Origin of the sequence: Micromonospora sp. WMMB235, from assembly GCF_001855515.1 — a bacterium.
GTDB lineage: Bacteria > Actinomycetota > Actinomycetes > Mycobacteriales > Micromonosporaceae > Micromonospora > Micromonospora aurantiaca.
Genome location: NZ_MDRX01000001.1, coordinates 1573820 through 1584185, shown reverse-complemented (window position 1 = coordinate 1584185; position 10366 = coordinate 1573820). Strand labels below are relative to the sequence as shown.

General features: G+C 75.2%; 11 protein-coding genes. 7 read left to right on the top strand and 4 right to left on the bottom strand.

The window, feature by feature from the left end:
* Nucleotides 1-45 precede the first annotated feature (45 nt).
* The 6 genes from BFV98_RS06955 to BFV98_RS06930 all read left to right on the top strand — a co-directional run bounded on the left by BFV98_RS06955 (nucleotide 46) and on the right by BFV98_RS06930 (nucleotide 6249).
* Entirely contained in the window at nucleotides 46-1056 is a 1011-nt protein-coding gene (locus tag BFV98_RS06955) for a 3-oxoacyl-[acyl-carrier-protein] synthase III C-terminal domain-containing protein (protein WP_071095473.1), read from the top strand.
* Nucleotides 1053-1292 carry an acyl carrier protein gene (locus BFV98_RS06950; RefSeq protein ID WP_225319539.1) on the top strand — a complete coding sequence of 80 codons (240 nt, stop codon included), beginning with the start codon at nucleotides 1053-1055 and terminating at the stop codon, nucleotides 1290-1292. The genes BFV98_RS06955 and BFV98_RS06950 overlap by 4 nt, the downstream gene beginning before the upstream one ends.
* Nucleotides 1289-2191, top strand: coding sequence for a thiamine pyrophosphate-dependent dehydrogenase E1 component subunit alpha (locus BFV98_RS06945; RefSeq protein WP_071095471.1), 903 nt, complete (start codon nucleotides 1289-1291; stop codon nucleotides 2189-2191). Before BFV98_RS06950 ends, BFV98_RS06945 begins: the two co-directional genes overlap by 4 nt.
* Nucleotides 2188-4224: a 2-oxo acid dehydrogenase subunit E2 gene (locus tag BFV98_RS06940; protein WP_071095469.1), complete on the top strand. Its 2037-nt coding sequence runs from the start codon at nucleotides 2188-2190 to the stop codon at nucleotides 4222-4224. Before BFV98_RS06945 ends, BFV98_RS06940 begins: the two co-directional genes overlap by 4 nt.
* Before the next feature lie 176 nt (nucleotides 4225-4400).
* Nucleotides 4401-5624, top strand: a complete 1224-nt coding sequence (locus tag BFV98_RS06935; protein ID WP_071095467.1) for a multidrug effflux MFS transporter — start codon at nucleotides 4401-4403, stop codon at nucleotides 5622-5624.
* A gap of 49 nt (nucleotides 5625-5673) precedes the next feature.
* The gene (locus tag BFV98_RS06930) at nucleotides 5674-6249 is read left to right on the top strand and encodes an adenylate kinase (protein WP_071095465.1); all 576 of its coding nucleotides are present in this window, start codon (nucleotides 5674-5676) and stop codon (nucleotides 6247-6249) included.
* Here BFV98_RS06930 and BFV98_RS06925 read toward each other — a convergent pair whose 3' ends face one another.
* Genes BFV98_RS06925 through BFV98_RS06915 form a run of 3 tightly spaced genes read right to left on the bottom strand, consistent with a single transcriptional unit; the run spans nucleotide 6250 to nucleotide 8399 of the window.
* Nucleotides 6250-7197, bottom strand: coding sequence for an acyltransferase domain-containing protein (locus BFV98_RS06925; RefSeq protein WP_013477157.1), 948 nt, complete (start codon nucleotides 7195-7197; stop codon nucleotides 6250-6252).
* A 48-nt stretch (nucleotides 7198-7245) separates the two neighbouring features.
* Entirely contained in the window at nucleotides 7246-7557 is a 312-nt protein-coding gene (locus BFV98_RS06920) for a TraR/DksA C4-type zinc finger protein (protein ID WP_013285817.1), read from the bottom strand.
* Between the two features lie 2 nt (nucleotides 7558-7559).
* A complete protein-coding gene (locus BFV98_RS06915; RefSeq protein WP_013285818.1) occupies nucleotides 7560-8399 on the bottom strand; it encodes a rod shape-determining protein in 840 nt (279 codons plus the stop codon).
* A 451-nt stretch (nucleotides 8400-8850) separates the two neighbouring features.
* Between BFV98_RS06915 and BFV98_RS06910 the strand changes: the two genes are divergently transcribed.
* Nucleotides 8851-9081: a hypothetical protein gene (locus tag BFV98_RS06910; RefSeq protein ID WP_013285820.1), complete on the top strand. Its 231-nt coding sequence runs from the start codon at nucleotides 8851-8853 to the stop codon at nucleotides 9079-9081.
* A 42-nt stretch (nucleotides 9082-9123) separates the two neighbouring features.
* Here BFV98_RS06910 and BFV98_RS06905 read toward each other — a convergent pair whose 3' ends face one another.
* Nucleotides 9124-10350 (bottom strand): CdaR family transcriptional regulator, encoded by a 1227-nt coding sequence (locus BFV98_RS06905; RefSeq protein WP_013285821.1) that lies wholly within the window; start codon nucleotides 10348-10350, stop codon nucleotides 9124-9126.
* Nucleotides 10351-10366: the final 16 nt, after the last annotated feature.

The following is a 10366-nucleotide window of genomic DNA, read 5'->3' as shown; positions in this document are numbered from 1 at the left end:
GGGGGAATGGTAAGCAGCGGCGGATCTGCGGCGGGACGGTCGAGCATGAGCTTCGGGCTGGTGTCCTTCGGTGAGGCGCTCGGCGACCCGGCGCCCGTCGCCGACGTGGTGGCGCAGTACACCGACGACGTCAACCGCGTCCTCGGGTACGGCTACCGGCAGGTGCACCGCGCCGCGCCGGATGTCGGCCTGACCGACCTCGCCGAGCGGGCCGCCCGCCGCGCCCTGGACGCCGCCACGCTGCCCGCCGCGCAGGTGGACCTGCTGGTGCTCGCCGTCACCGACCTCACCGAACACCTCTACTGGGACGCCGCCGCCGACCTGGCGTACCGGCTCGGCGCGGCCGGCGCCGAAGCGGTGCTGCTCACCCAGGCGTGCACCACCGGCGTGCTCAGCCTCGACACCGTCGCCGGCAAGTTCGCCACCCACCCGGAGTACGCCACCGCGCTCGTGGTGGCCGCGAACCGGACCTGCGAGGCGTACTGGAACCGGATGGACACCCAGCCGATGGTGTTCTCCGACGGCGCGGTGGCCACAGTGGCCCGGCGCGGGCACCCCCGGCTGCGCTGGCAGGTCACCGAGGCGGCCACCGACGGCCGCTACGCCGGGTTCTACCGGCTCGACGGCGGTGGCGCGGCGGCGCCGTTCGCACCCGGCGCCGAGCCGCCCGCCGCCCGCGACGTGTGGCACGTGATGGAGTTCTTCGACTACGACCCCGAGCAGTTCGCGCAGTACGCCCGCCACCTCGACGAGCGGATGGTGCGGGTCACCGAACGCGCCTGCGAGCGGGCCGGCGTCACAGTCGCCGACCTGGCGCGGCTGATCCTGGTCGCCGACAACGAACGCGCCATGACGTCGCTCGCCGAGGCCCACAAGGTGCCGCCGGAGCGGACCAACCGGGAGCTGGCGGCCGAGTACGGGCATCTCGGCGCGGCGGATCAACTGTTCGGACTGAGCCGCCTGTTCGGCGCCGGTGAGCTGCACGACGGCGACCGGGTCGCGTTGATCTCGTTGGGCCGGGGCACCCACTGGGCCTGTACGATCATCGAGGTATGAGCATGTCCAGCCGGCTGGTGCGGCTCGTCGCCGACGTGCTGGAACTGCCCGTCGACCAGGTCGACGCGCAGACCGGCCCCGCGACCAGCGCCGCGTGGGTGAGCCTGCGTCACCTCCAGATCGTCGCGGCCGTCGAGGACGCGTACCGGATCTCGCTGACGCCCCGGGAGATCCGGACCGTGCGGTCGGTGGCCGACCTGCGCGCGCTGCTCGCCCAGCGGGGTGTGCCGGAGTGACAGCCGCGCCGGCCCCGCTCGACGACGCCGACCTCGACGCGGGGCTGCTCATCCGCCGCTTCGAGGAGCACCTGCTGCGCCTGTACGCCGACGGTCACCTCGCCGGCACCACGCACACCTGCCTCGGCCAGGAGTACGTCCCGGTCGCGCTGGCCCCGCTGCTGACCGGCGACTTCGTGTTCAGCAACCACCGCGGCCACGGGCACTACCTGGCGCACTGCGGCGACCCGGAGGGCCTGCTGGCGGAACTGCTCGGCCGCGAGGGCGGGGTGTGCCACGGGTACGGCGGCAGCCAGCACCTGCGCCGGGACCGGTTCCTGTCCACCGGCGTGCAGGGGGAGAGCCTGCCCGCCGCTGTCGGCGTGGGGCTGCACCTCAACCGCACCGGGCAGGACGCGATGGTGGTGGCGTACATCGGCGACGGGACCTGGGGCGAGGGCGCTGTCTACGAGGCGCTGAACATGGCCGCGCTGTGGCAGGTGCCGCTGCTCGTGGTGGTCGAGCACAACCGGATCGCCCAGTCCACCCCGACCACCGCGCAGCTCGCCGGCACCATCGCCGGCCGGGTCACCGGGTTCGGCATCACCGTCAGCGAGTCCGAATCGCTCGACCTCACCGAGGTACGCGCCGCCGCCGCGCCGCACGTCGAGCGGGTCCGCGCCACCCGGACGCCGCACGTGCTCGTGCAGCACACGGTCCGGCTCGGCCCGCACAGCAAGGGCGACGACACCCGGCCCGCCGGCGAACTCGACCGGCTGCGCCGCCTCGACTGGCTCCAGCGGTACGCCGAGGCGTACCCGGAGCGGTTCGCGGCCGCCGACGCGCGGGCCCGGCAGCGGGTCGCGGAGGTCTCGGCCGAGGTGCTGGCCCGGCCGCTCGCGCGCGGAGCGGCGGCGTGACGCGCGCCGAACGGGTCAGCCGCAACCTCAACCGGGCCCTGCACGCGCTGTTCGCCGCCGACGAGCGGGCCTGGCTGCTGGGGGAGGACGTCGCCGACCCGTACGGCGGGGCGTTCAAGGTGACCCAGGGGCTCTCCACCGCCTACCCGGACCGGGTGCTGTCGACGCCGCTGAGCGAGAACGGCATCACCGGCGTCGCGGGCGGCCTGGCGTTGTGCGGCGACACAGTGATCGTCGAGATCATGTTCGGGGACTTCGCCGGTCTCGCCTTCGACCCGATCCTCAACCTGATCACCAAGTCCGTCGCCATGTACGGCGAGCGCACCCCGATGCGGGTGGTGATCCGCTGCCCGGTCGGCGGCGGGCGGGGCTACGGCGCGACGCACAGCCAGAGCCCGCAGAAGCACTTCATCGGCATCCCGCACCTCGCGCTGTACGAGCTGTCCCCGCTGCACGACGCGGCCGACGTGCTGGCCGCCGCGCTGCGCCGCGACGAACCGGCGATGCTGTTCGAGGACAAGGTCCTCTACACCCGGCGGCGGTACGTGGACGGCCGCGTCGACGACCGCCTCGCCTTCGAACTGCGCGGCACGGACGGCAACTGGGCCCGCGTCCACGACCCGGACGCCACCGGCGCGCCCACGCTCGTCATCGCGCCGGGCGGGGTCGCCGACCGGGCGATAGCCGCCGCCACCCGGGCCGCCGAGCGGGGACGTACGGTCGAGGTGCTGGTCCCGGCGCGGCTCTACCCGGTGGACGTGGACGGCCTGCGCGACCTGCTCGACGGCGCGCACGGCGTGATCGTCGCCGAGGAGAGCACCGCGGGCGGTACGTGGGGGAGCGAGGTCGCCGCCCGCCTGCACGCCGAGGCCTGGCCACTGCTGCGCGGCCCGGTCGAGCTGGTCAGCTCCGCCGACCGGGTCATCCCGTCCGCGCCGCACCTGGAACGGACAGTGCTGCTCGGCACGGAGGCGATCCTGGACCGGATCATGCGCCTGCCCGCCGCGGTTCCGGTGCCGCGCACCGATTCCTCGCCTGCCGGTCCGCCGCCGCCGGATCCGACCTCGGCGGCGCCGTCGGGCGTCCCGGTGGACGTACCCCGGCTCAACCCCAACGACGACAGCTACGTGCTGCTGGAATGGCTGGTCGCGGACGGCGCCACGGTCGAGGCCGGTGAGCCGGTCGCGGCGGTCGAGACGTCCAAGGCGATCGAGGAGCTGGCCGCGACACAGGCCGGCGTGCTGCGCCAGGACGTGGCCGCTGGCGCCGACTGTGCGCCGGGCGCACCCATCGGCCGGATCCTGCCCGCCCCGGTGCCGCTGCCGGCCGTGCCCGCCCCGGTGCCGCAACCGGCTGTGCCCGCCCCGGTGCCGCCGGGACGGCCGCTGCCACCCGCACAGCGCCGCATCGCCGACGTGGTGGCCACCTCGCACCGGGAGATCCCGGTGGCCTTCACCGCCGTGCGCGTCGACGTGACGGCCGCGCTCGCGTACGCCCGCCGCGCCGCCGACGAGACCGGCGCCGCGGTCGGCCTGACCGAGGTCGTCATCGCCGCCGTGGCCGCGCTGCACGAGCGGTTCCCCGCTCTCTACGCCCGGCTCACCGACGACGGCCTGATCCTCGACGCGGAAGCGCCGTCGATCGGGCTCACCGTCGACGTCGGCACCGGACTGTTCCTGCCGGTGATCCGGGACGCGGCCGGGCTGGACCTCGGCGACCTCGCCGACGCCGTGGTCGCGCTGCGGATGAAGGCGCTGCGCGGCCGGCTCCGCGAGGAGGACATGGCCGGCATGAACCTCCTGGTCGCGCTCAACGACACACCCGGCGTCACGGTGGCCCGGCCGATCATCCCGCCCGGCGTCACCTGCGCCCTGTCGGTGCCGGACGTGCACCGCGAGGTCGTGCTCGACGGCGACGGCGGGGTACGCGAGCGCACGGTGGCGGACCTGGGCCTGGCCTACGACCACCGGCTGGTCAACGGGGCGCAGGCCGGGGCGTACCTGGCCGCGCTCGGCGACGCGCTGCAACGGTGAGGAGGCCCGCCCGGGGCGCGTGACCTGCGTTACCTCTCGCCGGGACGGGAATGTGATCACCGGGGGCGCATTTGACTCACTGTGTGAGTGCCGCACCCTCCCGCGCCCGGTCGCACGACCGGGCCGGGACGCCCCAGACGACCGATGCCGCCCCGACGCCCACCCCGGGCGACCTGATGAGCCGGAGCCGGCGGCTCAAGCTCGTGCTGGTCCTCGGCTCGCTGATCGCCGTGGGTCCGCTGACGATCGACATGTACCTGCCCGCGCTGCCCGCGATCGTCACCGACTTCGCGACCACGTCGGCGGCGGTCCAGTTGACGCTCACCGGCACGCTCGCCGGGCTCGCCGTCGGGCAGTTGCTGATCGGGCCGTTGTCGGACGCGGTCGGGCGGCGCCGCCCGCTGATCGCCGGTCTGCTGCTGCACATCGTGGCGTCGGCGCTGTGCGTGGTCGCCCCGAACATCGCCGTCCTGGGCGTCCTGCGCGTCGTGCAGGGCCTCGGTGTCGCCGCGACCGCTGTGGTGGCGATGGCTGTGGTGCGTGACCTGTTCACCGGGTCGGCGTTCGCCACGATGCTGTCCCGGCTGCTGCTGGTGATGGGTGCGGCACCGGTCCTCGCCCCGACGCTGGGCGGCGGCGTGCTGCGGTGGACCGACTGGCGCGGCGTCTTCGTGGTCCTGGCCGTCTTCGGGGTGCTGCTCGTCGCGCTGGCCACGCTCGCGCTGCCGGAGACGCTGCCGTCCGCGCGCCGCCGGCGCGGCGGGATCGTCGCGACCGTGATGACGTACGGCGGGCTGCTGCGGGACCGGGTCTTCGTCGGCCTCGTCCTGGTCGCCGGGCTCGCGATGGCCGCGCTGTTCGCGTACGTCGCGGGCTCGTCGTTCGTGCTGCAGGACGGGTACGGGCTCGACGAGCAGGAGTTCGGCCTGGCGTTCGGCGCGGGCGCGATCGGCCTGATCGGCGCCACCCAGTACAACGTGCGGCTGCTGCGGCGCTACCCGTCGCAGTGGATCCTGGTGACCTCGCTGGTGGCGGGCACGGTGGCCGGGCTGGCCCTGGTGGTGTTCGCCGCGACCGGCTTCGGTGGGCTGCCCGCCCTGCTGGTGTCGCTGTGGCTGGTGCTGGCGGCGGCGGGCCTGGCCATGCCGAACGCCCCGGCGCTGGCGCTGTCCCGTCACGGCGAGGCGGCCGGCACCGCGTCCGCGCTGCTCGGTGCGGTGCAGTTCGGCGTGGGCGCGGTGGCCGCGCCGCTGGTGGGCGTGCTCGGCACCGGCGCGGTGGCGATGGCGCTGGTGGTGGCCGGCGGCATGGTGGCGGCGCTGGTGGTGCTGCTGGTGGTCGTGCGGCCGTCCCAGCTGGCCGGACTGGAGGCGGCGCCGGCGGTCGCCGTCGCGCACTGACCGGGCCGCCCGGATCGCACCGGGTGCGCGCGGTGCCTACGCTGCTGCCATGACCGCCCCGGCCCGCATCCTGGTCGAGGGGATCCACGGCTCCGGCAAGTCGACGCTCGCCGCGCATCTGGCGCAGCGGTTCGGCCTGCCCTGGCATCCGGTCGACGACCTGCTGTGGGAGCCCGGCTGGGTCGAGGTGCCGGTGGCGGAGCAGCGTCGCCGGATCGAGGCGATCTGCCGGCGCGACAGCTGGATCCTCGACGGCGCGTACCACGGCTGGCGGGACGTGGTCCTCGGCCGCGCCGACCTGGTGATCGGCCTGGACCTTCCGCGCGGGGTCTCGTTCCGGCGGCTGCTGCGGCGCACGCTGCAGCGGCTGGCCGGCGGGGAGCTGATCTGCAACGGCAACCGGGAGACGCTGCGCAGCGTGCTGTCCCGGGACTCGATCCTGGTGTGGCACCTGACCGGGTTCGGCCGGACACGCCGACGCCTGCGGGCCTGGGCGGCCGACCCGGCCGGACCGCCGGTGCTGCTGTTCGGCGACCAGGCCGCGCTCGACGCCTGGCTGGCCCGCGGAGCGCCGCTGCCGCCGCATCCCGGTCCGGACCGGGGCGGCCTGCGGCCGCTGACGTGACTACATGGGGAAGCGGCCCCGGCGCCACTGCCAGTGGCGACCGGCCCGGAGGTGGTCGATGACCGCGCGCTGGAGCACGGTACGGCGCGGCAGCCGGTCCAGCGGCGTGTCCAGGGTGCGGAACACGAACCGCAGCACCTCGACGTCGCCGTCCAGCCCGGGTTGTTCCTGGTAGGGCTCCAGCGTGAACCGCCGCTGGAACCGGACGATGTTGGAATCCTCCGGCAGGTACTCGCGCAACTGCGGGTCGAGCAGCCAGGAGCCGCAGGAGAACGCGGTGTAGCGCTCGCCGGGGAAGTGGCGCGGGAAGAACGCGCGGGCCCGGTCCAGCGACGCGTCGACCGCCTCCGAGGTCAGCGGTCCGGCGTCCGGGATGTGCAGGTCGATCGCCTCGGCGTCGCCGCGCTGGTGCTGGAGCCGGCCCAGCTCGTAGAGGCCGCCGCGCGCGTGCAGTGTCAGCCAGCACTGCATGACCGGCCAGCCCTCGCCGTTCATCCGCCTGTCGACGGCGAGGTTGTTGCCCAGGTCGGCGAGCGTCGCCCAGGACACGTCGTCGGGGACGCCGTGGTCGCTGTGGTAGGCCCGGACGACGTCGACCAGCGCGAGGTACGCGTACGTGTAGAGGTGCCGCCAGGCCGGGCCCCGTTCGCGGGGCAGCGCCGGGCCGGGCGGTAGCCAGGCGTGGCCGCCGAGGTCGGCGCGGACCAGGGCGATCGAGCGGTCGAGCAGCCAGCGCAGCTCCGGGGTCCACAGTGGCGAGCCGGGCTCCGGCCAGCCCGCCAGGATCTCGGCGGCGTCGTCGGGGCGGACCGCGAGCCGGGCCAGCAGGGCGGGCGCGTCCGCCCGGTCGGGCAGCGGCGCGGAGGGCCGGTCACCGGCGAGCCGGTGAACCCGGTCGACCTCCTCGGCGGGCACGCCGAGCCGGCCGGCGACGTCATCGACATCCATGGCGGTGACGCTACCGGCCGGCGCCTGCCCCGACAGCCCCGTGCGTGCTCAGCGGCGTTGCTGGCACGGCACGCAGAAGCGGGCCGAGGGCAGGATCTCCAGGCGGGCGGTCGGGATGTCCTGCCCGCACCGCTCGCAGACGCCGTACGTGCCCTCGGACATCCGCTTCAGCGCCTGGGCGGTGTCCGCGACGCCCTGCCGGGCGGTCTCGATCAGCCGGCGCAGCGTGTCCGGGTCGTGGCCGCCGTAGTCGGGCTGCCGCGTGTGCAGCGTCAGCTCGGTGAGCTGGTCGGTGTACTCGCCGAACTGCCGGTCCAGCAGTTCGCGCAACGTGTCGGTGCGGTCGAGGGCGTGCGTCATGATCAGGCGCTCCTTTCCGGGCGGCGCTGGGTGTCGTGCGGGTGTCGCAGGGCCGAGATGGCGGCCATACCGGCGCCGGTCAGCGCGGCGGTACGGGGTGACGCGGCGCGGTGCACCGTCGCGCCGAGCGTGGCGACCAGGCGGGCGGTCACGTCGGGCCGGGTGGCGCCGTCACCGATGACGATCGGGCCACGGGCCAGCGCGTCGCGGACCAGAGGCCGCAGTGTCGCGTCCTGACGCAGCTCGCGTACCAGCCGGGAGGTGGTGTCGGCGAGCATGGCGGCGGTCGTCGCGTGGTTGAGGTCCCGGGTGCCGACCTCGGCCCGGCGGGCGGCGACCACCCGGCCGTCCTCCAGCAGCGCCACCTCGGTGAGCTGGGCGCCGATGTCGGCGACCAGCAGGGTGCCGGCGGCGGCGCCGGCGCCGATGGCGCCCGCCCGGACGCTGTCGAGGAACAGCAGCCGGGACGGCGCGAGCACGGCGGTGAGCACGCGGCGCGTCGCCTCCTGCTCGGCCGGCGCGGCGAGCACCGGACGGCAGGCCACGACGAGCGCCCCGACCGGGACCGGGGTGCGGTGGTCGCGCAGGATCCGGCGCAGCTCGGAGACGCAGGCCGGACCGTCGACGATCCGGCCGCGCCGGACGACCGGGCTGCGCAGGCCGTGACCGAGCGGGACGCTCAGCGTCCGGCCCGGTCCCAGCCAGATCCGCAGCAGGCTGCTGCCGAGGTCCACGGCGATCGGCGCCGCGTCGACTGTGACCGGCGGGCGGCTGCCGTGGGAGCGGCCGATCAGCATGCCGGTACGGGCCGGAGGGCGAATGGCTGTGACAAGGTGCGGCATACCGACCTCTCTCGGATCAGGGTGCCCAACCGGGCGGTGGACGGTGCGGGGAAGGGGCGTGGCCGGGGCCGCGGGCGTCGGATTCACTCGACGACGCCGGCGGCCGGGGGCTCAGACGCGCTTCTGGTCGCCGCTCGCAGATCGGGACGCGAGGAGTCCGGCGGACACCGGTGGCGGAGCCATCGACGTGCGGGTCATGCTCACCACCTCCTCGCTGCTCGGGTACCGCCTCGGACCTCCAGCGTCGCCTGGAACACCACGCGCGGCAGTGCACGCCACCGGCCAACAAAGGGCGCAATGATTGCCGGTGGCCGGAACCCGGATCCGCCCGTCCCCCGTGGCTATGGTTGACACATGGAGAACGCGAGCTCAGCTCGAACGTCCACCGCGTCGCCCTAGCGCCGGCCGGCTCCGGCGGGCCCCACGGCGGCCGCGTCCGAAGGAGGTCCCCGTGATCATCGAACGTACGACCCTCCCCGGCATCGGGGTCCGGCACACGCTGACCACGGAGGAGGGCCGCCGCATCGGCGTGATCGACTACCAGGTCGGCGGCCGGCGCGACGTCGTCCACGACGACCCGGACGACCCGGACCGCATGGTCACGCTCACCCTCACCCGCGACGAGGCGTCGGCCCTGGCCAACCTGCTCGGCTTCCCGGAGCTGGTCGCCGTACCGGCCTGAGCCGCCTGTCACACCGGCGGCGGACCCGGACCGGCGGCGGCGCTATGCCGGCAGCGGCCGGCGCGGCCAGTCCAGCGCCCGCGCGCCGAGCACGGCGGCGTGCAGCGTGAACCGGTCCCGCGCGTCGGCGGGGTCGTAGCCGCTCAACGCCCGGATCCGGGCCAGCCGGTAGGTGACCGTGCGCACCGACACGTGCAGCCGGCGGGCGGCCTCGGTCGACACCTCGCCGCAGGCGAAGTACTCGTTCAGTGTGTCCAGCAGCGGCTCGGCGCCGCCGCGCGCCTGGGCCAGCGGCGTCAGCACCGCCCGTACCAGGTCGACCATGGCGGGCTGGTCGCGCAGCAGCACCCGGTAGATCAGCAGGTCGTGCGCATCGATCACGGATGCCTCGCTGTGCAGGCGCCGCGCCGTGGTGAGCGCCTCCCGGGCCTCCTCGTACGAGCGGGCGATGCCGTAGACGCCCGGGTGCGGGCGGCCCACCGCCACCTGCCACGGCCGGCCCCGCACCAGCCGGTCCAGCTCGCCGTGCATCAGCGTGCCCAGGTTGCCGGTCGCTCCGGCGCCGCGGCCCCGGTCGGCGGTGACCGGGTCCGCCGGGGCGACCACCACGAGCAGCCCTTCCTTCGTGGCCACCAGCACGTCCCGGTCACCGAGCCGGTCGAAGATGACCCGCTCCAGCGCGCTGATCGCCGCCTCCGTGTCCGGCAGCCGCCGGCCGGGCGCGGCGAGAGCGACCTGGTGCACCCGGGCCAGGTCCAGGCCGAACGGCTCGGCCCGTTCCACCAGCCCGCCCAGGTCGGAGTCGCCGCGCAGCAGGTCGTCGACGAGTTCCCTTCGCAGCGACTCCTCGCGCCGGACGAGTTCCCGGCGGGCCACCGCGTACCCCTCGGCGAGCGTGGCCACGGCGGTGTCGACCACGTGCAGGACGGCGTCGGCGGCGGCGCGGACCGCCTCGCTGTCGTCGGACCGGTCCAGGTGGGGAAGCTGCCGCCAGACACGCCGCGCCGCGGACAGGTAGAGGCGTACCGCGCGGCCGGCGGAGATCCCCTGCTCGGCCGCGCGCCGGCCCAGCGCGCCGACCGCGTCGAGTTCGGCTCGGCGGGGACGGCGGCCGGTCACCGCCGCGTCGGTCAGCAGCCGCAGGTAGTCGCCGAGCAGCTCCACCGGCACGCCGCCCGCGTCGGCACCCGCCTCGCGGGCCACCTCGGCCAGCCACTGCTCGTCCTCGCCGCCCGCCACCGGTGCCGGCCGGCGGACGTTGTCGGTCATCGCGGTCTCCCCGGAC